This is a genomic window from Methanoculleus sp. DTU007 (assembly GCF_001512385.1).
GTDB classification, from domain to species: Archaea; Halobacteriota; Methanomicrobia; order Methanomicrobiales; family Methanoculleaceae; genus Methanoculleus; species Methanoculleus thermophilus.
In genome coordinates, this window is record NZ_LFRO01000067.1 from 1 (window position 1) to 24,844 (window position 24,844).

Here is a 24,844-nt window from a genome sequence, read left to right on the forward strand (position 1 = left end):
CGCCGCCGGGCCCGGGAGCATGTGCGGAAGTATGGCGGACTCTGATCCGCCATAAAAAAAAGTTATTCTCTTCTCATCCTGCCCATCAGCCGGTCCATCATCTCGGGTGCCCGGTCTTTGAGGCCGAATCCGATGATGATGGCGATCGCTGCGCCGATGCCGATCCCGACTCCCCAGGCGACCGGGACGACGAATGCATAGATTATCGTGAGATCGAGCAGGAGCTGCTGAAGCGCGAGAATGGCGACGATGAAGTAGAGGAATGCCCGCAGAAGCAATGTAATCAATCCAAAACCCTGGATCTGCTGTGTCTCCCCCATGCTCTGGAGGAAATCCATCAGCCAATCGATCAGGATGAATCCGGCGACCAGGATGATGATGAATGCGACGATGTTCGGGATGTAGGCTACGATTGCGGCAACGGCAGCCGTGAGCGCCGGGATTTGCAGGACGCTGACGGCTGTGAGGATTGCGATAAGATAGATGAACCAGCGGACGATGAGGTCGAAGAGGCGGCTTATGTTTGTTCCAGATCGTTCAATATGCTGGCCGGCAGACGTCTTTCGAAGCGCATCATCGACACCGAGCCGGTCGAGGACTTCGGAGACGATTCTGCCGAGAACTCGCCCGAGGATCCAGCCGATGATGAGAATGATGATTGCTGCAATGAGGTTTGGTAGAAACAGAATGACTTCACGAGCCAATTCTTCAACTGGCTCAAACACCTGCGTCATGAGGCCTCCATTTGTCATGGTATATCACCGGAGGAGGGATATGGGAGGTACTATATATAATTGCCGTATCCCCGGCTCACAGAGACCTCATTGCCCGGTTTGGTGTTGATGGGGCGGTCACTCCGCGATCCCGGCGTTGACCGGGATGTGGGAGCGGCCGCTGAAGCGGTACATCAGTGAGAGTATCGCCGGCATCACGACGATCGCGCCCATGAGCGAGAATCCGACAGTGATGACCGTTACAATTCCGAAGTTTGAGATGATATTGAACGTCGAGATGGTGAGTGCCGAGAACCCGAAGACCGTTGTCATCCCGGATGCCGTGATGGCCGTCCCGATCTTCTGCACGGCGATCTGGACGGCGTCAAGGAACTCCGCGCCCCGGGCGAGTTCCTCCTCGCACCGCTCCATGATCAGGATGGTGTACTCCGAGGCGACGCCGATCGTCATCGACCCGAGGACGGCAGTGAGCGGCGTATAGTCCAGGCCGAGGAGATACATGATCGCACCGTTCCACCCCACGATGAAGACGATCGGGATGACCGGTGAGATGGCGCTGAACTTCCGATAGACCAGGATCAGGAACCCGAGGATGAAGGCGAATCCGAGCACGGTCATGTAGGTCTTCGACTCCTCGATATCGTCCATGACGGCGGCAAACATCTCCATGCTGCCGGTGATCTTTGCCGTCACACCGGCGGGCGGGTTGTTCCATGCGACGTCGTCCTGTATCCTCCCTACAAGGTCTCGGGCGACGCTCATCTCCATCTGGACGGTCGAGAACTCGAGCACCGTCTCCATGTTCCCGTTGAGGTAACGGGCGAGCGTGTTCTCCGGGATCCGGGCGATGACGTCGTCGACCTCTCTCTCGGTCGAGGGGAGCACGCCGTTGTTGTACTGCCGGATCAGGGTTGCGATACTCGTTACCCCGGTGATCTTGTCGTTATGCTCCTGCTCGTAGACGCCAAACTGATCGATCCAAGCAAGCGTCTCCGGGGAGAGGACGTCGTCTGCGGTCACGACGATTGGGATGGTGCTCGTCGAGCCCATGACCCGGGTGATCTTTTCTAGAGATCGGAGGGCGGGCATATCGTCGGGAACGAAGGTCTTTTCATCCGCGCTGACGGGAACCTTCTCGTCGAGGTAGAAGCCCCCTGCTGCGACCACCGCAAAGAGCATGATGACGGGGATCGGGTGTTTTGCGACCGTATAGGCAATTCGGCCGAGGAGGCGGTCATACCGCTTCATGAAAGATTCACCGGATGCCGGGGCGGAAGTAGCGGTGGGTGCCTTCTCATTCTTTGGCCGGTAGCGGGTGATGATCGCAAAGACGGGGACGATGATGAGCGCTGCGATGTAGCACGAGACGACCCCGATGGTACAGACCGTTCCAAAATCGGCCACCATCGGCACCGGGGCAAAGAACATCGCAATGAACCCGAGCGCCGTCGCCGACATGGCGATCAGGACCGACGGCCCCATATTCGTGACGGTGGCCCATACGGCTTCCGGGATCGTACCGCGCTGGATCTCCTCGTCGAATCGCGCATGGAGCTGGATCGCGTAGTCGATACCGATCCCGATCAGCACCGGGAATGCCCCGACAACCACCATGCTGAGAGGAATACCGAAGAGACCCATGAACCCGAAGGTCATGATGAGCCCGACGGCCACGACCCCGACGGGGAGAAGGGGATAGCGGACATGCGAGAAGAGAAGCATCACCGCGAGGACCATCAGGATCATGGCCACGAGGATCAGCATACCTGTCTCGGATCCTATAGCTTCACCCATCTCCTTTGAGAACGCGGGGGTCCCCGAGACCGTGACCGAGACGCCTGGCGGGGGATCAGAGATACTGACGATGGTCTTGATATTTTCGATGACCTGCCCCTGGACCTGCGTGGAGACGCCCGGCTCAAGGGCGATGACGCTGATCGTCATCATATCCGAAGGCAGCATCTTCTCCACCGTCTCTGACGGAGCCATCTCGATGATCGCGTTGATCTCCGCCGTTGACGACGGCAGGGTGCCGCCGTTCGCCTGCTTTACGAGGTCGACGACGCCGGAGACGGTATCGACGTAGCGTTCGTTGCGGAGGTCTTCCTGGAGGCGGTCGATGTATCCCAGGACCTCGGGGTTCCGGACGCTGTCGGCCTCGTAGATGATCATGATTGCGTCTGAGCCGTAGGTCTCCTTATAGTGGGCGAGGAGCGCCCCCCGGGGGGTGTTTTTATCTATATATGTGTCGTCGCCGGTCTGCATCGTCACCATTGAGAGTCCAAGGAGTGCCAGGATGAAAACAGCCACGGCGACNNGGCGGCGGCAAGCCACTCGTAGGGGTTCTTCATGCGTCTTCCTCCGCTGTCCCGTCACCGTACTCGGCGATGATTGCACGTGTCACGGCACGCGCGAGTTCTATGTCGGTCCTGCCGGCAGGGTCGATCCCGTACTCCCGAGCGGTGCGTCGAAGGCGAGCAGAATCGAGGATCCGGTAACTACAGGTTGTTCTGCCGGACCCCGCCGTTGCTGCGATGAGAATGGACGCGATCAGTGACGCTCCCGCTTCTCCGTTCATGGCGAGACGGTGGAGCAGGGCAACGGCCCGCTGATACTCTATCGGGGGGAGAAATCCGACCTCGATCCATACTTGGCTTGTATTATCCGGAAGAAATTCCTTGTAGAACATGTTCTGGTGGTCCGGCCCTCGAGATGGCGGCCTACCGGAGGACCGTTGAGAACCAATATTACAGGCAATTGCGCAGTTCACGTCTCTCCTCTTTATAAATGACTCATATGCTGGAGTTAGTATTTTCTAAAGACTGAATATGAACTTACTGCAACCACAATCAGGACTGGTTTTGAAGTATCGAGCCCGGCAGCGAGTTGTTGCGCGGCTCTGGGCCTTTAAAACGACCTCGCTCCCATCAAATTAATTTCCAATATGTTTGATGCGAAAATGATGCTTAGCTGCCGTCGATGCATCCCGGGAGAAGCAGCAATTTGAGCGGCGGCCCATCCACGCTTTGAGCCTGCCGCTGGTGCCCCGGGATGCATTTACATCCCGATGGTCCGATTTCGGAATTGGGCACTCTACTGGTTCAGGTGGTATCGCTCTGCATGCTGCTCTCATTCATTCTCCAGAGCAGCCATTCTCGGAGATGGATATGCCGGATCTGGTATTCCAGCGGTTTCACGTGGGGTTTGTTCATGGCCCATGCTCTGCCTTTGGTAGGCGGCCGCTGTGGAGATACGCTTCGTGCGCGGAGAGTTCGTCGCTCTCTCGCAGATATCAGTTTCTCATCGGAACCCATAAGTTTGTTGCAACCTAATAGAGGTGCAATGACTGATGAGATAGTCCTTGGGCTCCGGGCTCTCGGGATGAACGAGTACGAGGCAAGTGTCTATTCGACGCTTGTCGGCTTGCAGAAAGCGACCGCGCGGGACATCCATGAATTAAGCGGGGTTCCCCGGGGACGGATCTACGAGATCCTAAACGATCTGGCCCGCCGGGGATTCATCGCGGTCGAGGAGGGATCTCCCACCTCCTACTACGTGCTCGATATCGACCAGGTCTTTGATCGGCTCAAAGAGGACTACATCCGCGCCCTCGACGAGACCCGCGAGGCGTTGAAGAGTCTCTCGGTCAAGCCGCGTCTTCCTCCCAACTCGTTCTTCATCCTCAGAAGCGACTGGGCAATCGAGAACCATGTTGCCTCGCTTTTCCGCCGGGTGAAAAAGAGCATGGTCATCCTCTGCTATGACCCGGAGTTCCTCCGGAAGCACTATGCGGACATCAAACCCCTCGAACGCAAGATCGATCTCTACGTGGTCGTGCGAAAGAAGGACGAGTATGCCGAGATCAGGCTTCCGATCTACGAGGCCAGGGGAGCCGTGCTTGAACTTCTTGAGTCGCGACCCGTGAACGAGCCAGAGGTCGATCTGAGGAAGGATGAGTGTACGATCCTGGTCGACGGCCGGGACTTCTTCATCATCGCCACCGGGGGGTCCGGGCGGCACGCGGTGATCGGGTCGGATATGCCGATCATCAGTTACCTGCAAAAGACGATCGTCGAGCGGCTCACCGGGACGTAAGGGTCACCGGCAATCAGTTGCTGCAAAGAGGAGAGAGGATGGGCCGGTCGCCCTCCTCCTCACGATCCTGCCGGGTTTACAATCCGCCCTGCAAAGAGGATCGCGCCGGAGTCCTCCTCGACGATGAGGAAGACGAATGGGTGGTCCGCCCGGAAGACGGGCGTCCGGTCTTCCATGGGTGCGCTTGCCAGGTTCACGACGACGCCGGTCGCCGCCGCGGCCTCGGTCCCCTCCTCGTTCACGTCGACGAAGGCCTTATGGACAACCTCGCTGATGAAGAGTTCTTCCGTCCCGTCCATCCCCGAGAAGTTGGCTGCGTCGGTGAACGCCGTCGGCATCCCCATCGCCGCGAGCGCCGGCGGGAGGCTGTAGGTCGTCTCAAGCGTGAACTTCGGGAAGACGACCCTGACACGCTGCTCGATCAGTGATTCTCTGATCTTTCCGAGCGTCTCGGCGTCGAGGGCCTCTTCCGCCGCCGTCAGATTGTCGTCCTTCGGGAGGAGAACGAGCATCGAGAGCTCGGTTCCGTTTCCGTGCGCATACGGCATCCTGAGCACCTGGAGACTCTCGGTCTCTGCGTACCCAAAGATTGCATCCTCGTCGGTCTGGCGCATCATCGGGACCCGGACGGTCTCCCCCGGAGCAACCTGGAACTCTTCTTCCGTCGTCTCGGCGGGATCGAACTGCCGGACCCAGGTGCCCTTGAAGTAGATGGCGTTTGTGATCACGAGCCGGGTCATGGAGTCGATCGAGCCGGCGGGAAGGAGGTCGCGGATCTTATTCTCGGTCTTCTCCTCCACCCAACGGTTGATGGTCTCGCGCGACGCATCGGCGTTCTTGATGAAGTCGAGGTTCGTGACGTTCGCTCCGTACCATCGCGCGGCCGTATCGACGTACTCTGGGAGGAATGGGTAGGTCTCCTCGGCCCAGAGGGCGTTTGCGGTGCGAAGCGTGTAATTCTCATCTCCGGCATTCAGGGTGGCATCAAGCCCGGCAAACCCGGTTCTCCGGAGGGTCTCGTTCTCCGGCAGGTGGAGGGCCGATTCGATCTCGTCGGCGGTCGTGCCCCGGGCGCCCTCATAGGTGATCGCGAGGGCTGATGAGATGCTGTAGGGCGAGAAGAAGATGTTTTTGTCCGCGGATCCCGGGTCGCTCGCGAGGTGTCGGTAGAGGTCGACCGCGAACCGGTTGTTCCCCGCCGAGATGCTGCCGGCGGCGCTGGCTGCTGTCTGGTTATTCATGGATTCATTCTCCCCGGCAAGTGGGGTTGGCTGCGTGGTTGTTGTCTGCGGCGCATCGATGCATCCGGCGGCGATGCAGCCGATCACGATGAGGCCTGCAAGGAGCAGCAGGCCGCTAACCCTTCTATTCATGCTGTGCGGTATGGTGCCCGGGGTTGTTATGCGTAGCGTTATCGATTGGCGTTTGCGCCTCGTTCCGCGGGCGGACTTTGCGCCGGAAACCCTCGATGAACTTGGCCTGACATCCAGTTTGCGTTCTGCAGGTAGCCGTGTGCGAGGGATACGCCGCAGGTCTCCCGCCGCCGCCCAAGGACCAAACGAATGCCTTCCCTGGAACGCTCGCGATCTGCTGCACCAAAACATCTATGAGCGTGCGCGGGAGACAGCCCCGAGACTGTTCATGATACCTAACATGGTTGCGGTGCAGTCCTCTCCGGTGTGATGATCCATGGTGGCAATGCCCGATACCCTCGTTGCGCTCCTCCGGGACTGGCACTCAGTCCCCGTCGCGACCACTGGAGCCGATGGAATGCCCAATGTTGCAGCGAAGTCGGTCACGGTCCGGGATCCCGAGACCATCGTCTGGGGCGAACTCTACTTCATGCAGACCTACGAGAACCTCATGCGGCATCCTGTTGCGTCGCTCTGTGTCTGGGATTGGAACCCGCCGTTTACGGCGTACAAGGTGAAGGGGCGGGTGGCGATCCACAGGCATGACGAAGTGGCGGCATCGCTTGACAAGAGCGTCTGGGCCGGGCACAGTGCGGAGTTCGCGGCTCGAACCGAAGAGATGGCGGCGGTCGTCCTCACGGTCGAGGAAATTTACGACCAGACTCCCCGGCTTGAGGCAGCAGGGATGAGGATTGCATGAACTGCCCCGCGCTCTCCAGGGACTCTCCATCTCTCTACGGTATGGGCAGGTCTCGTTGAACGCCCGCAGGGCTGATGGTGAATGTGTCTTTGCGAGGAGAGAATGAGATCGGAAAGAACCTGAGCGAGAATTTCAGCTAAAAAGTAGGCCAGGGCCGAGATTCGAACCCGGGTCGAGGGATCCACAGTCCCTTAGGATAACCAACTACCCCACCCTGGCAAGGTGCTCATTATAGTTGGTAGTAGGATTTGATTAAGGTATCTCTTCATCACACGTGCGTCCCTATCGGGATCGCCGGCAGTCTCACGATCTGAGGGGCATCCTGGCCACGACACGCCCTTCTAACCACCGTTATAGCCGACATGCGGGGTGATTTTTCCTAAAAGTATGGACTGGCTGCGGGGAGAATCATTAATAGACTCCATGCTCTATAACGTACCGGTGTTCCGGGCGCAAAAGGCGCCCCGGGGGTTGGGAAATCGCCCGATTTATGGTGTGATTTGAGAAAAGCGGTCAATGTTCCAGATTTTTTGGGTTCAATCGTCCATTCTCTATATACCGGAAGGTGATACTCATGGCTAAAGAATCAAAGATCAGGACCCCCATCGTCTGCGTGATGGGTCACGTAGATCACGGCAAGACGTCTCTTCTCGACAGGATCCGGGGTTCGTCCGTGGTCTCAGCGGAGGCGGGCGCGATCACGCAGCACATCGGCGCCACGCTCGTCCCCATCGATGCGATCGTCCGTATGAGCGGGGCCTTAAGCAAGGTCAACGTCAACGTCCCGGGTCTGCTCTTTATCGATACCCCCGGGCACCATGCCTTCACCACACTGCGTGCGCGCGGCGGGGCGCTCGCCGATATGGCAATCGTCGTGGTGGATATCAACGAGGGGTTCCGTCCCCAGACGATCGAGGCGCTCCAGATCCTGCGCAACTACAGGACGCCGTTCGTGATTGCGGCAAACAAGATCGACCGCATCCACGGCTGGCGTGTCAACGAGGGCCAGCCGTTCTTAAAGACATTCGCACAGCAGAATGAGCGCGTCCAGGGGATGCTCGAGACGAAGGTCTACGAGCTCGTCGGCAAACTCTCCGAGCTCGGGTTCAACTCCGAGCGGTTCGACCGGGTCTCGGACTTTGCACGGAACATCTGCATCGTCCCGATAAGCGCACTCACAGGGGAAGGCGTCCCCGATATTCTTATGGTGCTGATCGGGCTTGCCCAGCGCTACATGACCGAGAGACTCCGGGTCAGCGCAGATGGCCCCGGCGCCGGCACCGTCCTTGAGGTGAAGGAAGAGCGCGGGCTCGGGATGACGCTTGATGTGATCCTCTACGACGGGACCCTCAAGGTCGGGGACGAGATCGTTGTGGCCGGGAACGATCAGATCATCGAGACCAAGGTGCGCTCCCTCTTACAGCCCCGTCCGATGAAGGAGATCCTGATCGAGGAGCGGTTCGAGCGGGTCAAGTCTATAACGGCTGCTGCGGGCATCAAGGTCGCCGCCCCGAAACTCGAGGGGGTCATCGCAGGGTCCCCTCTCCGGGTCATCCGGGGGGGCAACCGGGACGAGGTTGTCGAGCAGGTCCGGCACGAGATCCAGGATATCCAGGTGAACCTCTCCGATATCGGGGTCATCATCCGGGCAGATACCATCGGCGCTCTCGAAGCGCTCTCGAAAGAACTCGAAGGTCACCAGATCCAGGTTATGCGGGCCGCCGTCGGGCCGGTCACCCGCCACGACGTCATAGAGGCCGGGACGATCAAGGACCCGCTGTATAGTGCAATCATCGCCTTCAACACCCCGGTTCTGCCGGACGCAATCGATATGCTGGCGGACGCGTCAATGTCTCACGTCAGCATATTTGAGGGTGGGGTCATCTACCAGCTCATCGACGACTACGTCGAGTGGCGTGAGGAGAAGAAGCAGGAACTCGAGCGGCAGCGGTTCGAGAAACTGGTCATGCCTGCAAAGATCCGGATCCTTCCAAACTGCGTCTTCCGGCAGAGCAACCCGGCGGTGGTCGGGGTCCGGGTTCTTGGAGGAAAACTCCAGAGCGGTGTCGACCTCGTCCTCTCGAATGGCAGAAATATCGGCCGCCTCAAGCAGATCCAGGCGAAGAACGAGTCAATCCTGGAGGCTGAGGCCGGCATGGAGGTGGCCATCTCCATCGAGGGGCCGACCGTCGGCCGCCAGATCAACGTCGACGACGATCTCTATGTGGACGTGCCTGAACGGCATGTCAAGGTGATCGAGCGGGAGATGATCAACCAGTTAAACCCGAGCACACGGGAGGTCTTTGAGGAGTTCACGGCCCTCAAGCGCCGTGAGGATCCTTTCTGGGGGAAATGAGCAGCTCGGGGGAGATGCAGCATCTCCCGGCTGATATCTTTTTCAGCCCTGCAAAGGTAGTCTTTTAATACCATATTCTCAAATTGTATAGGTACTTTCGAAGGAGTCGTCAACATGGTTGATTTTAAAATTATCCTCTCAGACCCGGCGACCGGGCGTTCATATAAGATCGATGCGACTGGTCCCGCCGCAGGAGCGCTCATCGGCAAGCGCATTGGTGACGAGATCGATGGGGGCATCTTTGGTCTTGCAGGCTATACGATCCGGCTTACCGGTGGCTCGGATAAGACCGGCATTCCCGTACGCCGCGATCTCCCCGGGCCGGCAAGAAGAAAGCTTCTCCTCTCCGAGGGCATCGGGTTCCACCCCGTCATGGAGGGGGAGCGCCGCCGGAAGTCCGTGCGCGGAAACGAGATCAGCGCTGACTTAGTCCAGATTAACGCCGTGGTTGTAAACACCGGTGCAAAGCCCCTGGCCGAATACTTCAGCCAGCCCGAGGCGGCGGCTGAATAAATCAGCACCCAATCTTTTCTGAAGCGTTATCGCCCCCGGGCAGTCGGTCCGCATTTCTCGTCGCTCCATCGACAGCGTCAGGGCTCTCCCGGTGTAGCCGGGCAGCGGTCGCGGAGAGGGCAGCGTAGATTCCTTGCGAAAAAGAGGGATATTGAAGTCCTAGCGTTTTTTCATGACCGAACGTTCCAGGGCAGCAAGTTTGTCCTCGAAGGCCACCCCGTACTTCTTCGCGAGTATGACCACTGCCGCCTCCACCCGGAGGTTGCCGTCGAAGTTGTCGGAGACGATCCGGTGCAGTTCTGCGACGATCTCCTGCGGCGGTCTCCCGGTTGCAGCGGCGATCCGCCCGAGTAACTCTTCGTACGGGCTCTCGACCGTGAGGAGATCGGAGGTAGGCTTGAACCCGAGCGGTATCGAGACCTCTGCGAGATCGAAGAGCAGCCGGATGGTTCCACCGTCGATCTCGACGAGCCCTTCCGCTTTCGCCCGTTCCAGAAGCTGGTTTGCCTGCTCTTTGTTCATCCACTTCCGGTCGATGGCGATGTAGAAGACAAACTCGCTCCTCTGCAGCCGTTCTTTACGCATGTGCTTGAACGGCGCGGCAACCGCAATCTTGAGACTCACTCGCAGGCACCCTTGAGAATTCTCCGCAGATCCATCGCGTCCAGATCGCCGTGGTGGCCGTCCTTCGCGACGTAGCATTCCGTCAACCGGCCCTTATCCACAATCCGGAGGAAGAAGGCATTCTCCGAGACCGGCAGTCTCTTTTCGGGGGTGAGCAGTGTCCTCTGCAGTTCGACCCGGAAGTCCGCCACTTCGCTGACTTTCTCGGCGAGCGGCAGCAGCGTATCGAGATCCTGGAACTGCGTCCGTTCATCCGCAATCTGGAAGAGGATCCGCTCCTTGACGAGGCCGTCGGCCCCGCGTGTGGTCGTATGGGTATCGTGCATCCGGGCAATGCAATTTAGGACTTCACGGAACGGCCGGTTGAGTTCGAAATCGAGGTCGACCGACTGAGGAAAACGATGATATATCCTGCGCATCACTAAAATTGAGGTCTGCGAAACGTAAAAAGGATATGTTCGCGCTAAAGATCCAAAGATTTTTGATGCGGCCTCTCCCTCCTGCACGTGTATGACAGGCAATCTTACCCTCCTGCAGATGAACGACTCGCATGGGTATCTGGAGCCGCACCAGGAGCTCTTCTATGCCGGCGGGCCGCCTGAGTACCGATTGGCGGGGGGATATGCCCGGATCGCTACGATTTTAGAGGAGGTCCGGGATGCGCAACCGGGCAGGGTCCTTTCGTTTGACTGCGGCGACACAATCCACGGAACATACCCTGCCGTCCAATCGAAGGGCGAGGCGTTTATCCCGATACTGAATGCGCTCGGGTTCGATGCCATGACCGCTCACTGGGAGTTTGCCTACGGGCCGGAACAGTTCCGGAAGGTGGCACGCGGACTGAACTACCCGGTCCTCGCCGAGAACTGCTACGACGATGCGAGCGGCGATCTCGTCTTTTTGCCGTACACGGTCTGCGAGACCGAGGGCCTTCAGGTCGGCGTCATCGGGATAGCCGCGACAATCGTCGACAAGGTGATGCCTGACTCCTTCTCCGAGGGGATCCATTTCTCTCTCGGGAAGGCCGAACTCCCCGGCCACATCACCCACCTCCGAGATGAGGAGGGAGTGGACCTCGTCGTGGTGATCTCGCATCTTGGCTTTCCTCAGGATGCGAAACTTGCAGGCGAGGTGGACGGGATCGATATTCTCCTCTCGGGGCACACCCACAACCGTCTCTTTGAGCCGGCGGTCGTCAACGGGACTATCATCATCCAGTCCGGCTGCCATGGCTCCTTTCTCGGGCGCCTCGACGTAACGGTCGAGAACCGGCGGGTGAAGCGGTTTTCCCACGAGCTCATCGTCATCGGGGATGAGATCCGGCCCGAGCCGGAGGTCGAGGAGATGGTTGAGGGAATCATGGACCCGCATCGCGAGTATCTCTCCCGGGTGGTCGGGGAGACCCGGACCGATCTCAACCGGAACACGGTTCTTGAGGCCACGATGGACAACCTTCTTCTGCAGGCTCTTATGGACGCTACCGGCGCGGAGATGGCCTTCTCGAACGGCTGGCGCTACGGCGCCCCAATACCGCCGGGTCCGATCACGGTCAACGACCTCTGGAACATCATACCGGTCAATCCTCCGGTCTCGACCGTCGAGATCACGGGCCGCGAACTCCGGGCGATGATGGAGGAGAATCTGGAGCGGACATTCGCGCGCGATCCCTACCATCAGATGGGCGGCTACGTGAAGCGCTGTGCCGGGGTCAATATCTACTGCAAGCTCGAAAACCCGCCGGGTCACCGTATCCAGGAGTTCTTTGCGGCCGGAAAACCGCTCGATCCGGATGCAATCTATCGTGCCGCCTTCGTCACCGGGCAGGGCGTGCCGTCGAACTACGGCAGGAACCGCGAGGATCTTGATATCAGGGCGATCGAGGCGCTTGAGCGGTACCTCGCGCGAGGGCCGGTCAGCGCCGAACTTCGTGGGAGCGTGGTGGCGATATGACGTTTGTACATCGTGTTCTCATTCATCTGGATGAGCCTGAAAAGGCCGCTCTCGTCCTGAACAGCGCAAAGAACCTCGTTGCCGGTCTTGGCAAGGTCGAGGTGGAGGTGGTGGCCTACTCGGACGGGGTTGAGGGGCTCCGTACCGGGGGATCGCAGGCGGCGCTCATGGATCTGCTTGCGAGCCAGGGTGTCCGGTTCGTTCTCTGCGAAAACACTCTCCGCTCCCGGGATTTGACTGTGGAGGACTTCCCCGACTACATGGAGACCGTCCCGTCGGGGGTTGTGGAACTGGTCCTTAAGCAGGAGGAGGGCTGGTGTTATGTTCGCCCGTAAAAATGAGTTATTCGATCAGGACGGCGTTAACGACACCGTCCTGGCTCGGTCTGCTGACGATCCGGGCGCGTCCCATATCAGTCTTGATGATTGCGCCCTTTGTCAGGAGGTTCCGCCTGACGTAGTTCGGGTTTGCGCTGTTCGCCTCGACCGTCTCAATCTGCGCCTTACGGGTCTCGCCGGTTTTGGGGTTCGCGACCGTCGCGTAGTTTATCCGAAGAGCCCGGACCTTCCGGTTGCCCCCGTAGGTGCGGATGATCTTCTTGCGTTCTTCACCGACGTGCGTCTCTGCGGGAGCTCTTCCGATCTCCGCTCTCTTCTTGCCCTGGGAGGTGTGATAGCGTCCACCCGACGGCTTCCTAACTGATCTTCCTTGCCACTGCATGTGACCACCGAAATACTATATTGAGGACGCGGTACCCTCAAGGGATAGCAATCTCTCGTTAAAGTGCTATAACTATTCGAGACGTATATATTTAATTCTGCTGATCAGGCGAGGATCGCATCCAGGAGTTCGTTTAATCCTTCCCCGGTCTTCATGTTTGTGCGGAAGACCTGCATCTCCGGGTTATAGCGGTGCATGTCCCGCTCCATCCGGTCGAGATCGGCGCCGATGAGCGGAGCGAGGTCAATCTTGTTGATGACACCGATATTGCTGCTCCGAAACATCATCGGGTGTTTGTTTACTACGTCGTCCCCTTCGGTGGAACTGACGACGACGATCCGCTTCTCGGCACCCAGCCGGAAGTCGGTCGGACAGACCATGTTGCCCACATTCTCGATGAAGAGGATATCAATCTCGTCGAGCGGAAGGTGCTCGAGGGCATGCTCAACCAGGTGGGCGTCGAGGTGGCACTCCTTTCCGGTATTCGCGTTGTAAGCCGGGATCTTGAGGGCAACAATTCTCTTGTAGTCATCGTCCCCGTAGACATCCCCGGCAATAGCGCCGACGCGGAGTCCTCGCTCCTGGATCAGGGGTGCGAGCCGCTCGATCGTGGCGGTCTTTCCGGATCCGATCGCGCCGAGGAGGTCGAACGCCCGAACTCCGTGTTCCTTGAGAAGGTTTGCGTTGGCGTCAGCAATGCGGTTGTTGACGTCGTAGATGTCCTTCTCCACATGGACGTCGATATGGTGCATGGTATAGTATTGTGATCATGATCTGTTTATAGGTTAACACTCAAAACCTACAGTAATGAGCGCGGAACGCATCCTGTACCCCTGTTATTTTGATACCTCGCTTAAGCGACGGGAAGGACGTCGCGTCCCCAAAAATCTCGGCGTGAAGTCACCGGAACTCCCTGCCATAGAGGCGGCGTTGCAGAGGATGAAGGTCCCGTATCGTGTGGAGGAGCACCACCATCCCGCCCGCTGGGCGGAGCGCGAGGGCCGGATCGTCGTGGAGTGGGAAGGAAGCAAAGAAGACCTTATCCAGAAGGTTGCCCGGAGTCTTGCCGACCGGAAGTGACCGGGATGTACGATCTGCACACCCATACCGTCTTCTCCGACGGTGAACTCCTTCCGTCGGAACTTATCCGGCGAGCTGCCGTGCTCGGCTACGATACCCTTGCCATCACCGACCATGCGGATGCCTCCAACCTTGGGCGCCTGGTTGAGTCGGTTGCAGAGGTCCGGGATTCTGCGCAGCATTACGGTGTGAACCTCCTCGTCGGGGTGGAGCTCACCCATGTCCCCCCGCCTCTGATCCCGTTGCTCGCGCGCGACGCAAAACGGCGTGGTGCCGATATCGTTTTAGTCCACGGCGAGACGGTCGTGGAGCCGGTGCCTCCCGGGACCAATCACGCCGCCTGCACGTGCGAGTACGTGGACGTGCTCGCCCATCCCGGCCTTATTACGGTCGAGGATGCACGGATTGCAGCGGAGCGCGGAATGGCGCTGGAGATCACCTCACGGGCGGGGCATAACCGGACCAACGGCCACGTGGTGCGGGTGGCGCGGGAGACCGGCTGTTCCCTTGTGGTCGATTCCGATACGCATGCCCCGTCCGATCTGATGACGGAGGAAGCGCGGTGGGCAGTGGCTCTTGGAAGCGGGCTGACGGACGCAGAATCGCGTAAAGTTCTTTCCCTGGATATAGCCTCCGCTATCCTGAAATGAGAAGGGGTATTTATAATTTAGCAAAATGTTTTTATACTTCTATGTTCAATATATATACGTTACTAAATACATCCGTCTATAGAATCCTCTAGAGGTTGCAGTTTGCGGTTAATCGGTCGTTCTGTAAGTGTTTGCAGTGATCGCTTGTTAATCTTGCGATGTGATGCAGCACAATTGCCCCCCCTCTACAGTGAGGCTTTGGATCGCCGATTAAAACCGATTGGGACAGTTGTTGACATCTTCGGTAATATATCATCTCCCTATGCCGTAGTCCTCTGCCATAATGGCTGTTCGGTGCAGGTTGGCGAGAAGATCTTTGCAAAATAGGAGTATAAGCAATGGCAGAAGTAGAAAAATTGAAACAGCTGCAGTTGCAGCGTGAAGCTCTGAAGAAGAGAGGGGAGCAGCAGAAGGTCAAGGAGACCGAGCAGAAGCGCACTGAAGAGAGCGTTCAGTCTGTCTGCCCCGAGTGCGGCAGCCGCCAGCTCGTCCATGACTACGAGCGTGCTGAACTCGTATGCCAGAACTGCGGTCTCGTCCTTGATGAGGAGTTCATCGACCGTGGTCCCGAGTGGCGTGCTTTCGACCATGACCAGCGGATGAAGCGTTCCCGTGTCGGCGCTCCGATGACGTTCACGATCCACGACAAGGGTCTCTCGACGATGATCGACTGGAGGAACCGTGACTCCTACGGTCGTGCGATCTCGAGCAAGAACCGTGCTCAGCTCTACCGGCTCCGGAAGTGGCAGCGGCGTATCCGTGTCTCGAACGCCACCGAGCGGAACCTGGCGTTCGCGCTCTCGGAATTGGACCGGATGGCGTCTGCGCTCGGTCTGCCCCGGAACGTGCGCGAGACCGCCGCGGTGGTCTACCGCGACGCTGTGGACAAGAACCTGATCCGCGGCCGGAGCATTGAGGGTGTTGCCGCGGCAGCGCTCTATGCTGCGTGCCGGCAGTGCAGCGTGCCGAGAACCCTTGATGAGATCGCGGAGGTCTCGCGGGTATCAAGGAAGGAGATCGGGCGCACCTACCGGTTCATCTCGCGCGAGCTCGGGTTAAAACTCCTGCCGACGTCCCCGATCGATTACGTGCCGCGCTTCTGCTCGGGCCTCAATCTGAAGGGTGAGGTTCAGAGCCGTGCGGTCGAGATCCTCAGGCAGGCCGGAGAGCGCGAACTTACGAGCGGCAGAGGCCCAACGGGCGTCGCTGCGGCCGCCATTTACATCTCCTCGATCCTCGGTGGAGAGCGGCGCACCCAGCGGGAAGTCGCCGAAGTTGCAGGTGTGACAGAGGTCACGATCAGGAACAGATATAAGGAACTGGCAGAAAAATTAGATATCGAGATCATACTCTGATCTCATATCACCCCACACCCTTGGGCTCGTAGATCAGGGGTAGATCGTTGCGTTCGCAACGCAAAGGCCGCGGGTTCAAATCCCGCCGAGTCCACTTCTCTTTCTGCTTAATAACACGTTTTAAAAGCCATCATTGTTCCACTACACGACATGCCAATAGGTGACCGCAGGTCGCCGGGGGTGTCGAGAGGGGCGGAGCCCCTTCGGTTGAGAACGGCATAGCCTCTTTGATGTAGCCCTTTCGCTCAGCGTCTCCTCATTCCTCCTCATCCCCCTCCACCTGCTGGCGCGCGATCCGCTCTTCGCCCTTCTTTGAGGTCTCGTGCTCCGCCCGCGGCGTTGGCGTCTCGGGCGCCCCTGGTGGATGACTGGGTTTTCTCCCCTCATCGCCGAGTTCAGCTGGAACCGGGCTGTAGACGATATCGGTCCCTCTGTCCTCGAATGGCTCCTCTTCGGCTGGTCCCTCGTCCCGCTTCCTTCTCCGATCTTCTGCCATCTGCATCGCTCCCGGACGATCCGGTGTCTACCTTCTGATCGCCCGGACGGGGTTCAAGCCTTGAGGTATAAAATAGATGCCGGTGGGGATGTCGCCCCCGGATCACCGGCGCCGGAGGCGGCACGCGGCCCCGGCCGCCCCTATGGCAAGAAGCCCGACGATTGCCCCCTCTCCGCCCGCCAGGGTCGGGGTGGGTCTCGGGGTGGTGCTCTCGGGATCCTCCAATCTCGCCGGCATCGGAGGATCGGCGGTCCGGAAGATGAGGGCCCGATCGCCCGCACCCGCAGCAAGGTAATCTCCGTTCTCCGAGAGGGCAACCGCCCGAACAGGAGCCCCGGCGCCGAATGACCAGCGCATAGCACTCTCACCTCCAAAGAGGCGGATGGTCCCGTCGGCGGTCCCTGCTGCTGCAGCCTCGCCCCGGCGGGATACATCAACGGTGACGACGTCGCCTCCGATCCGATCCCTCCAGAGGAGCCCCTCGTCCGGTCGGTAGCACTCCACATCCCCTCCCTCCTTGCCGACAACTATGAACCGTCCGTCCTCCGAGAGAGCCAGGGCGAGGATCGACGCTCCGGTAGGCATCACCCATGAGAGCATCCCCGGCCGTCCATAGACCTGAAGAGCGCGGTCCCGGCTTCCGACCGCAATGAGCGACCCGTCACGGTTGGTATCGACCGCGGTGACCGGGCCCCGGGCGAGCGACTGCCAGATCATGTTCCCTCGTTTGCCGATGAAGTAGATGACCCCGTTATCGCTCCCGGCTGCGATGTAGTTGCCGTCCTGCGTGATGGCGACGGAGACTATGGTTTGGGGCGCGGCGGGTGGGGCGGCTACCGTCGAGAAGTTCCAGTTCTCTTTGCCCTGATAGTCGTAGAGGGCGATGCGTTCTCCTCCCACCGCGAGAGCCCGGCCGTCCCCGGAGAAGGCAAGGTCGCGGACCGGTCCTGCGATGCTTCGGGTCCAGTAGTATTCGCCGTTCCTGCCTAGAAGGATCACATCGCCCCTGTCGGTCCCGGCGGCAACGTAACCCCTGCTATCCGCAATATCGACCGTGGTTACGGCGCTCCCTGTGCTCACGTTCCAGAGGACCGTGCCGTCCTGCTGGATGCAGATGATCCTCCCCTCATCCGTCCCGGCGATCATATACCCGCCGTCTGCCGCGATTGCGACGTCGTTGACGGTGCTCCCTGTCGGTACGTCGTGGTAGGTAGCCTCCGCCCCGGTCACCACCGGGATCATGATAGCGAGCATGGCGATGATTATTGCTGTTCTCCTCATGGTCTGCCCTTCCGCGGGAGAGTATTCCCTGGATAGTTCTACTTTCTTGGATGGGTTCTAAAACTGTTTCGAAATTGGGTTCGTTCCACAGAATTGGACCCAGCCGGTGGAGTCTCATCCATTCAGTGGGCCGGAGGTGATCACCTTCGAGATCCCCGCGTCCGTCACTTCCGGGCGGCCCACCACCGGGTGATGGGCTCCGGGAGAGCCGGCAGCCCGAACAGCCTTGATAGGTCGGCGGCGCTGAGGTTCTTTGCCGCAAGAGCTCGTTTCTCGACAAGATGCCAGGAGAGGAACGCAAGAAGAAACGTCACTGCAAACGAGACCCCGCAGAGCGCCGGAAGGGTTAGAGTGTTTGCCGTGGCCTGGATGATCGTCTGCTGGATCGGGTAATGGTAGATGTAGATGCCGTAGGAGAAGTCTCCGGGCTTTCCGAAGGTGTTGAGGAACGGGAGCGGGAGGTGTGCAGCATAGATCGTCAGATACGGGATGGCGATCACTCCGGCGACGGTCGGGTAGGGTGTCAGCGCCGAGAGCCCGAGCAGCAGGAGCAGTCCCCCGGCGACGGTCGGCCGGTAGGGGATCCGCTCCCGGTGAAGGTAGAGCCAGGCCCCGATGAGGAAGTAGAGGGCGAACCGGATCTTCGACATCCGCGGGTCGTCGAACCAGACCATCCAGAGGAGGACGTTTCCGGCGGCAAGGGCAGGGATGGCGCCCCACCGGTGCAGGAGCCCGGCGATCCCGAGGGCTGCGACGACCCCATACATGGCGACCTCAAGAGGGATCGTCCAGAGCGAGCCGTTGACGTAGGTCCAGGGGTTCTCCGAGAAGAGGCCGATCGTCGACCCGTTCTCAAAGAACGGGACTGCGGCAATCCCGGCCGGGGAGAAGAGGGCAGAAAAGTACTCTCCTAACGAAAGCGAGGTCATCACCGGGCCGATGAGAAAGAGCGTGATGAGGATTGCGGGGATGAGGCCGGGCACGACACGGAGAAACCGTTTCCAGGCGAACCGGAGCGGCGATGCGGTCGACTCCCAGCTCGCTGTAATCAGGTAGCCGCTGGTGGTAAGAAGGGCGGCAAGTCCCGCCTGCCCCATGAGTATGATCGGGTCATGCATTCCTATGCCGATGTAGCCGAGCCTGAGGGCGTAGGCATGCGCGGCAACGACCGCCAGCGCTGCTGCGAAGCGCAGGAAGTCGAAGTTGTTTGAGAACCGACCATCTGGAATGCTCGTGTCTCCCGGGACTGCATGCGGGTGAGCCGTGGTCATGGCGATAAAATCCTGTTCTCACTATGCAGCGAGAATAATTATATAATTAGTCAAAATAATCTCACACATGGACCCGCTTGTAGTCGCCACGTTCGCCATCGTTGCCCTGCTCGAGATCATCGTTCCGCTCGCACTGGGTTACTGGTTTATCAGGAAATTCGGTCTATCGTGGCGGGTCTTTGGGCTTGGCGCCATCTTCTTCATCGTCGTGCAGATCTTTCACGCGCCGCTCGTCCTTGCAACACAGAACCCGCTCTATCTCGCCCTTCTGCCGTCTGGAACGACGGCGGCGCTTGCCGGTCTTGCTCTCTACCTCGGGCTGATGGCCGGCCTCTTTGAGGAGATCGGCCGCTACCTCGTCTACCGCTACATCTTCTCGCGGCAGAACATCCCCCTCACCCGTGAGAACGGTCTCCTCTTCGGAACGGGGTGGGGCGGTGTTGAGAGTATGATCGTCGCGCTGGTCGTCCTTGCAGGCATGCTCACCTACATCGTCCTCACCGGTGATCCGGGGGCGATCCCCCTGCCCGACGACCCCGCCACCCAGGCGGAGATCGAGGCCGTGCAGGCTCTCACCCCGCTCGATATCCTCCCGGGCCTCGCCGAACGGATGATGACGATCACGCTGCATATCGCCTGGTCGCTGATGGTGCTTGCCGCCGTCATCTATGGTAAAAAAGCGCTCCTTGCCCTTGCCATCCTCTGGCATACCGCCGTGGACGCCGCCGCCGTCTACCTTCTCCCGATGCAGGGGCTCCTGGTGACCGAGGGGTCGGTCTTCCTCTTCGCGGTCCTGGCCCTTGCATATATCTTCTGGGAGTGGCGGCGGATGGGGGTAAGGGCGCCCCCCTCGCCCTCCTAGCCGCCCCACTCGTGCAGGTAGCCCCGGCGTTCGAGCGGCTCGCCATCGGCGAGGACCACCCTCTCCCTGATGACTTCCCCGATGACGTGGACGTCCACCCCAGCCACCGGGAGGATCCCCGGCGGGGCGCAGAAGAGGAGCTCGAAGTCTCCCCCTCCGTAGAGCGCAAGTTCCCGCCCTTCATCCTCCGGCACCCCGGCCGGGAGCGGGAGTCGGGCGGTATCGACGGAAAACCCGCAGTCGTTCACGCCGAGAAGATCGTAGAGCGAGAGCGCAAGGCCGTCGGAGATATCCATCATCGCCGAGACCCCGGCACGGGCGAGCGCCATCCCCTCCCGGACCCGGGGCTGCGGCTCAAGGAGTTCCTTCCAGTGCCGGTCGTAGCCGACGAGAGCCGCCTGCGCCTCCCCGAGCGGCCCGGTGACTGCGATGATATCGCCCGGCCGTGCCCCGCGTCTCCGGACGATCTGCGCCGCCTCCACGGTCCCGAGCCCCGTGCTCACGATCGTCAGTTCACCGTGCGCGTCAAGATCCCCTCCCACGAGTTCGGCGCCGAACCTCGCACAGCAGTCGCGTGCCCCCTCCATGATCCCGCGGAGCCGTTCCGGGCGGTCGAGGCCGACCGCGAGGAGCACCTGCCCCGGTCTTGCACCCATGCTCGCGATATCAGAGAGCGTGACGGCCGTTGCCATCCAGCCGATCTGCCAGTCGGTCATCCCGGCCGGAAAATCGGTCGTCTCATGGAGCATATCGGTGCTTGCGACCAGCAACCGTCCATCGCCGCAGGGGATGACCGCACAGTCATCCTCAAGCCGCTCTGGATCGATGATCGTCCCAATCATTTTGTGTAGCGCCCGTTCATCCACCTCGACGCACCTCCTTTTCACGTTCGCTCCGGTACTCCTTGAAGAGATACTCAACGCGTTTTGCCTCCTCCTCGCGCCGAAACTCCTTCTGCTCCTCCTCCCACTCCCTGATGGCCTCCTCGATGGCATCGGTCTTTGCCGCTCCCGTCCTGCCCTGGATGTTCGGTCGGACGGTCTCTGCAGGGAGGAGAGGGAGATTGACCTCCCGGGCAACCCGGACGAGGTGCGGGTCGGGCCCCTCCCCGTTGATGACCAGCGCCCGCACCCCCGTTTCCGCGAGGTCCTTTACTACGCCCCGACCCCAGCCGTGGGTCCTCGGGACGTAGAGGATGTCGCCTGAAGAGATGCCGACCCCTTCCTGGAGGCTCCGCACCCCATCCCGGGTGAGGGAGTCGAGGACCTTGAGCGGGGTATAGCCCTCCGAGATCTCGATCTTTTCGACCTTCCGCATCCGCTCCAGGCGCTTCTTCAGCTGGCGAGACCGCCGCCGTTCACCGCGGAGTTGCTCACGCAGGCTCTCGATGGTTGCATCTTTCGTTGCCAGCTCCGCATCCCGTCGGATCTTTCGCTCCGTTGCGGAGCGTGCTCGCCGCAGATCCTGTCGCAGTCGATCTATCTCGCGGTCGCGCTCCCGGATCTCTTCCTCTAGTTCCTGCACGTAACTGCGAAGCCGCTTCACCATCCCGTCGAGCGCCATCACACGCTCGTCCTCGATCGGCCGCTCCGGGATGGGGGCGGCAGGTTCCTCCTCCTTCGGCCGGGCGGGCGCTCCCTGCAGGTCCGCAAGCACCGCATCGAGCGGCTGGCCCCGGAGCACCCGTGCCCTCACCTCATCAAGGTCGACTCCCGGCTGCACCCTCTTTACGATGTTGCGGAACTTGTTCTGAAGGCTCCGGTAGGCGTCCAGCGCCGCCGAGAGAGCGTCGCGCTCGTGGTCGTTCATGTACGTGAACGATGCAGTGAGGTCGTACTTTGCCTCAACCGAGAGGGACTGTTTTGGTGTGTAGGGGATCGCGTTGAACGCCCGACGGATCTTCTCAACCGAGTAGGGCATCTCGTGGACGTCTGAAGCGATGATAAGCGGTTTTCCAGCGTGATAAAGTTCCTCGATGATATCGGACATCGTCATCTGCCGCGAACTCGTGAGGAGGACCAGGTTCCCGTCGAGGTCCACTGCGGCGATCCCGGTGGTTGTTCCCGGGTCGAGTCCGACGATCAGGTAGCGGGGCCTGCTGGAGAGCGGCTCGAAGCGTATCCGGTCAAGTTCCTTCCCCGTCACCCGGACCTGAACGTCAGCGCCCCGTGAGGAGTGGACCGGGACCATCTCCCGCGGGGCTTTGACCCGGAAGGCCACCCTGGAATATCCACCGAAAGCCTTCGTCTCTTTCTTCTCGTAATCGAGCCCGGCACTGCGAAGTTGTCCCTCGATCTCGCGGGCCTTCTGCATCACACCGCCGTGAATCTTGCGGATATAGCGGTTCTGGCTCCATCCGCCCCGACCGGGCGAGCGATGCCTGCTGACGACGATATCGGTGGTGTTCTCAAACGCGATCACCTCGACGCCCGCTCCAAGGGCGGCCACCCGGGCGGTGGTCCGGGCCTCGGCGTATGGGTCGAATTTGTTGAAACTGATGTTGTAGCGGGCCGCGACCTTACCGAGGCTCTCTGTGCGCTCGCCGCCGGTCACCTGGACGAGTTTTGTTGCCGGCGGGAGCGCCTGCAGGAAGGCGTAGAGTTCGTTCCGGTCGGCGGCGATCTCCTGGATGCTGTCGACGGCGAGGATATCGGGCTTTTCGGCGGCGAGGAGGCGCTGGAGCCGGAACCCGGTGACCTCCTCGACGTCTAAAATCTCTCCGTCTTCCACACGGGCAAGAGCATAGACGGGCCGCCGGGTACGGGAGCGAACAGAACCTTTGATGACGTCGATCCCGAAGACCTTCACTCCACCACCCTTGCCAGCGCTTCGTCAAAGGCGTAATCGAGGCCGTATTTTCGCTTGAAGTACTGGAGGATGTTTGCGATGTCCCGGTTGAGGATCTCGCCGGCGTTCGGATGGGTTACCTCTACCCACTGCGGCCAATCGATCAGCCAGCACTGGCCTTCGTCGACCATGATGTTGAACTCACTCAGGTCGCCGTGGATGATGCCGAGGCGGTAAGCCTTGTGGATGTTATCGAGGATCCGATCGAGGATCACTTCCGGTTCTGCGAGTTCTGCCCGCGAGAGGTTGATTCCGGGGACGAACGACATCGCCACGACGTGCCGGTTCTGGTCGATGGGAAGGGGGACCGAGACGGCGGGGTGGAGGATCTTGAGCGCGTCGTACTCCATCTTCGCCGAGTTGCTCGATGCGAATATCCAGGGGCAGTGCCCCCCCTCTGGCATGTAGCCGCGTTTTAAGCGGACCGCCTGGAACGACCGCTGCCCGACCCGATGGAACTTCAGCACGACGACTCCAAGCCCCATTGCCTCGTAGACCTCCGACTCTTTCCCGACGCCGATCAGGGTTCCGAGCGCCTGGATGGTGCCCCGGCGGGTGAGGGTGTGGAGGGCCAGGGTGTCGTAGCCGTTGAAGACAAGGGCATAGCCTTCGTAGGGAACCTTTTCGTACCTGACCATATCCATGGCCATCAGCCTGCCCAGGCGGTAGGAGAGTTCCGACTCCGAGAACTTGGTGGCCGACTTGAGCACCTCGAGAGGCACCCATCGGTACCGGCGCATGAGGCGTTCGAGGGCGAGCAGGATCCGGAGTTCGTAAGCGTGTAAGGATCGCACGTATTCTGCAGGAACAGGCATCTTCTACACCATTTATGTGGGCTGGTGATAAAAGCATGATCGAGAGAAGATGAAGTGCAGCAAGTGTCGCCGCGAAGCAATCATATACCAGCGCTACTCGGGGCTGCACCTCTGTGAACAGCACTTCAATCGCGATTTTGAGGCGAAGGCGAAGCGGGCGATCCGGGAGCACCGATGGATCCAATCCGGCGATACGGTAGCGGTGGCGCTCTCGGGGGATGGGGACTCAAGCGCCCTCCTCTATTTCCTCAGCCGGCTCCTTCGCGAACGCCGGGATATCCGGTTGATGGCCATCACCGTGGATGAAGGGATCAGAGGCTACCGCGAGCCGCGCCGGGCCCGGGCGATTGCAGACAGCCTCGGCGTTCCCTGGGTGACGGCTTCGTTCGCCAAAGAGTACGGGATCACGCTCGATGAGATTGTGGGCCGGAAAGGAGCCGAACTCGCCTGCTCCTACTGCGGCGTGCTCCGTCAGGCGCTGATGAACCGGATCGCCTGCGAACATGGGGTTACGAAGTTCGCCTACGGGTTCAACCTGGACGACGGGGCCCGGTCGGTCCTGACGAGCGTCCTCCGGGGCGATGCGGATCGGCTCATCCACCCGGTTCAGGAGGTCGAGGGGATGGTACCCCGGATCAAGCCGTTCATGTGCATCCCGGGGAGCGAGGTGGCGCTGTATGCCTCCCTCAACGTTGAGGGGTTCGACCTTGCAGAATGCCCCTACGCGGTCGGCGCCCTGCAGGGTGACGCCCGCAGGATCCTCGATGAGTACACCTCCCGGCACCCGGCGACGAAATACTCGCTCGTGAACCTCGGCGAGGCCCTCCGGGAGCCGGGGTGTGGTGACGGCGAAGGGCTTCGTAGATGCGAGAGGTGCGGGGAGCTCTCCGGCGGGAGGATCTGCCGGGTGTGCCAGGTGATTGAGGAGGTTCGGGGATTCCGATCAAAGGGGCCTGATGAAGATTAAGTGTGTCTCCATAGAGATGGGCCTTGAGTGTAAGGGTGGAATGAGCGGATAGCGAGGCTCTGTTGAAACCCTCTAGTCGAGGGTCGGCTCCATCTGAGGGGAAAGATCTATAAAAC

25 protein-coding genes and 2 tRNA genes are annotated in these 24,844 nt (G+C 60.2%); 12 read left to right on the forward strand and 15 right to left on the reverse strand.

The annotated features are described in order from the left end of the window. Positions 1 to 62: 62 nt before the first annotated feature. The 3 genes from ACI94_RS07080 to ACI94_RS07090 all read right to left on the reverse strand — a co-directional run bounded on the left by ACI94_RS07080 (position 63) and on the right by ACI94_RS07090 (position 3,423). Entirely contained in the window at positions 63 to 734 is a 672-nt protein-coding gene (locus ACI94_RS07080; RefSeq protein WP_224732766.1) for a hypothetical protein, read from the reverse strand. Between the two features lie 117 nt (positions 735 to 851). Then, positions 852 to 3,044, reverse strand: a complete 2,193-nt coding sequence (locus tag ACI94_RS07085) for an RND family transporter (protein ID WP_286681265.1) — start codon at positions 3,042 to 3,044, stop codon at positions 852 to 854. Positions 3,045 to 3,081: 37 nt separating this feature from the next. Then, on the reverse strand, positions 3,082 to 3,423 hold the full coding sequence (locus ACI94_RS07090; protein WP_066957491.1) for a hypothetical protein: 342 nt from the start codon (positions 3,421 to 3,423) through the stop codon (positions 3,082 to 3,084). Positions 3,424 to 4,076: 653 nt separating this feature from the next. Here ACI94_RS07090 and ACI94_RS07095 point away from each other — a divergent pair. Further along, entirely contained in the window at positions 4,077 to 4,829 is a 753-nt protein-coding gene (locus ACI94_RS07095) for a TrmB family transcriptional regulator (protein WP_286681266.1), read from the forward strand. A 59-nt stretch (positions 4,830 to 4,888) separates the two neighbouring features. Here the strand turns inward: ACI94_RS07095 and ACI94_RS07100 are convergent, their stop codons facing one another. Beyond that, a complete protein-coding gene (locus ACI94_RS07100) occupies positions 4,889 to 6,202 on the reverse strand; it encodes a serpin family protein (RefSeq protein ID WP_066957489.1) in 1,314 nt (437 codons plus the stop codon). 316 nt (positions 6,203 to 6,518) lie between these two features. Here ACI94_RS07100 and ACI94_RS07105 point away from each other — a divergent pair, with 316 nt between their 5' ends. Further along, positions 6,519 to 6,941, forward strand: a complete 423-nt coding sequence (locus ACI94_RS07105; RefSeq protein WP_066957487.1) for a pyridoxamine 5'-phosphate oxidase family protein — start codon at positions 6,519 to 6,521, stop codon at positions 6,939 to 6,941. Positions 6,942 to 7,087: 146 nt separating this feature from the next. Here the strand turns inward: ACI94_RS07105 and ACI94_RS07110 are convergent. Continuing rightward, a tRNA-His gene (locus tag ACI94_RS07110) sits at positions 7,088 to 7,160 on the reverse strand. 355 nt (positions 7,161 to 7,515) lie between these two features. Between ACI94_RS07110 and infB the strand changes: the two genes are divergently transcribed. Next, complete coding sequence (infB, locus tag ACI94_RS07115; RefSeq protein ID WP_286681267.1) at positions 7,516 to 9,297, forward strand: translation initiation factor IF-2; 1,782 nt, start codon at positions 7,516 to 7,518, stop codon at positions 9,295 to 9,297. 114 nt (positions 9,298 to 9,411) lie between these two features. After that, positions 9,412 to 9,810 carry a 30S ribosomal protein S6e gene (locus ACI94_RS07120; protein WP_066957484.1) on the forward strand — a complete coding sequence of 133 codons (399 nt, stop codon included), beginning with the start codon at positions 9,412 to 9,414 and terminating at the stop codon, positions 9,808 to 9,810. A 159-nt stretch (positions 9,811 to 9,969) separates the two neighbouring features. On the opposite strand, the gene ACI94_RS07125 is transcribed toward ACI94_RS07120, so the two are convergent. Further along, on the reverse strand, positions 9,970 to 10,434 hold the full coding sequence (locus ACI94_RS07125) for a DUF2240 family protein (protein WP_066957481.1): 465 nt from the start codon (positions 10,432 to 10,434) through the stop codon (positions 9,970 to 9,972). Continuing rightward, entirely contained in the window at positions 10,431 to 10,853 is a 423-nt protein-coding gene (locus ACI94_RS07130) for a hypothetical protein (protein WP_273258656.1), read from the reverse strand. The genes ACI94_RS07125 and ACI94_RS07130 overlap by 4 nt, the downstream gene beginning before the upstream one ends. Before the next feature lie 91 nt (positions 10,854 to 10,944). Between ACI94_RS07130 and ACI94_RS07135 the strand changes: the two genes are divergently transcribed. After that, positions 10,945 to 12,384 (forward strand): bifunctional UDP-sugar hydrolase/5'-nucleotidase, encoded by a 1,440-nt coding sequence (locus ACI94_RS07135; RefSeq protein WP_066957477.1) that lies wholly within the window; start codon positions 10,945 to 10,947, stop codon positions 12,382 to 12,384. After that, positions 12,381 to 12,719, forward strand: coding sequence for a DsrE family protein (locus tag ACI94_RS07140; protein ID WP_066957476.1), 339 nt, complete (start codon positions 12,381 to 12,383; stop codon positions 12,717 to 12,719). Before ACI94_RS07135 ends, ACI94_RS07140 begins: the two co-directional genes overlap by 4 nt. Positions 12,720 to 12,726: 7 nt before the next feature. On the opposite strand, the gene ACI94_RS07145 is transcribed toward ACI94_RS07140, so the two are convergent. Further along, positions 12,727 to 13,104, reverse strand: coding sequence for a 30S ribosomal protein S8e (locus ACI94_RS07145; RefSeq protein ID WP_066957473.1), 378 nt, complete (start codon positions 13,102 to 13,104; stop codon positions 12,727 to 12,729). Between the two features lie 104 nt (positions 13,105 to 13,208). Continuing rightward, complete coding sequence (gene hypB / locus ACI94_RS07150; protein ID WP_066957471.1) at positions 13,209 to 13,856, reverse strand: hydrogenase nickel incorporation protein HypB; 648 nt, start codon at positions 13,854 to 13,856, stop codon at positions 13,209 to 13,211. Between the two features lie 55 nt (positions 13,857 to 13,911). On the opposite strand from hypB, the gene ACI94_RS07155 reads away from it, so the two are divergent. The 4 genes from ACI94_RS07155 (at position 13,912) to ACI94_RS07170 (ending at position 16,283) form a co-directional block, all read left to right on the forward strand. Beyond that, positions 13,912 to 14,184: a signal recognition particle subunit SRP19/SEC65 family protein gene (locus tag ACI94_RS07155; RefSeq protein ID WP_066957470.1), complete on the forward strand. Its 273-nt coding sequence runs from the start codon at positions 13,912 to 13,914 to the stop codon at positions 14,182 to 14,184. A 5-nt stretch (positions 14,185 to 14,189) separates the two neighbouring features. Beyond that, positions 14,190 to 14,834, forward strand: coding sequence for a histidinol phosphate phosphatase domain-containing protein (locus ACI94_RS07160; protein WP_066957468.1), 645 nt, complete (start codon positions 14,190 to 14,192; stop codon positions 14,832 to 14,834). Positions 14,835 to 15,172: 338 nt separating this feature from the next. Beyond that, positions 15,173 to 16,189 (forward strand): transcription initiation factor IIB, encoded by a 1,017-nt coding sequence (locus ACI94_RS07165; RefSeq protein ID WP_273258651.1) that lies wholly within the window; start codon positions 15,173 to 15,175, stop codon positions 16,187 to 16,189. A gap of 22 nt (positions 16,190 to 16,211) precedes the next feature. Further along, positions 16,212 to 16,283 (forward strand) — tRNA-Ala (locus ACI94_RS07170). Positions 16,284 to 16,445: 162 nt separating this feature from the next. Here ACI94_RS07170 and ACI94_RS07175 read toward each other — a convergent pair. From ACI94_RS07175 to ACI94_RS07185, 3 genes are all read right to left on the reverse strand, one after another. Further along, the gene (locus tag ACI94_RS07175) at positions 16,446 to 16,685 is read right to left on the reverse strand and encodes a hypothetical protein (RefSeq protein ID WP_150468714.1); all 240 of its coding nucleotides are present in this window, start codon (positions 16,683 to 16,685) and stop codon (positions 16,446 to 16,448) included. A gap of 102 nt (positions 16,686 to 16,787) precedes the next feature. After that, entirely contained in the window at positions 16,788 to 17,966 is a 1,179-nt protein-coding gene (locus tag ACI94_RS07180) for a WD40 repeat domain-containing protein (protein ID WP_083524809.1), read from the reverse strand. 164 nt (positions 17,967 to 18,130) lie between these two features. Then, a complete protein-coding gene (locus ACI94_RS07185) occupies positions 18,131 to 19,237 on the reverse strand; it encodes an acyltransferase (protein WP_066957460.1) in 1,107 nt (368 codons plus the stop codon). Positions 19,238 to 19,304: 67 nt separating this feature from the next. On the opposite strand from ACI94_RS07185, the gene ACI94_RS07190 reads away from it, so the two are divergent. Next, on the forward strand, positions 19,305 to 20,099 hold the full coding sequence (locus ACI94_RS07190; RefSeq protein WP_066957457.1) for a YhfC family intramembrane metalloprotease: 795 nt from the start codon (positions 19,305 to 19,307) through the stop codon (positions 20,097 to 20,099). Here ACI94_RS07190 and thiL read toward each other — a convergent pair. From thiL to ACI94_RS07205, 3 genes are read right to left on the reverse strand one after another with little or no spacing between them, the layout of a single operon-like run. Beyond that, entirely contained in the window at positions 20,096 to 20,965 is an 870-nt protein-coding gene (thiL, locus tag ACI94_RS07195) for a thiamine-phosphate kinase (RefSeq protein ID WP_066957455.1), read from the reverse strand. The genes ACI94_RS07190 and thiL overlap by 4 nt on opposite strands. Continuing rightward, positions 20,958 to 22,907 carry a DUF460 domain-containing protein gene (locus ACI94_RS07200; protein WP_066957453.1) on the reverse strand — a complete coding sequence of 650 codons (1,950 nt, stop codon included), beginning with the start codon at positions 22,905 to 22,907 and terminating at the stop codon, positions 20,958 to 20,960. Before ACI94_RS07200 ends, thiL begins: the two co-directional genes overlap by 8 nt. Further along, on the reverse strand, positions 22,904 to 23,761 hold the full coding sequence (locus tag ACI94_RS07205) for a serine/threonine-protein kinase RIO2 (RefSeq protein WP_273258647.1): 858 nt from the start codon (positions 23,759 to 23,761) through the stop codon (positions 22,904 to 22,906). Before ACI94_RS07205 ends, ACI94_RS07200 begins: the two co-directional genes overlap by 4 nt. 49 nt (positions 23,762 to 23,810) lie before the next feature. On the opposite strand from ACI94_RS07205, the gene ACI94_RS07210 reads away from it, so the two are divergent. Next, positions 23,811 to 24,728, forward strand: coding sequence for a TIGR00269 family protein (locus tag ACI94_RS07210; RefSeq protein WP_066957450.1), 918 nt, complete (start codon positions 23,811 to 23,813; stop codon positions 24,726 to 24,728). The last annotated feature ends 116 nt before the right edge of the window (positions 24,729 to 24,844 follow it).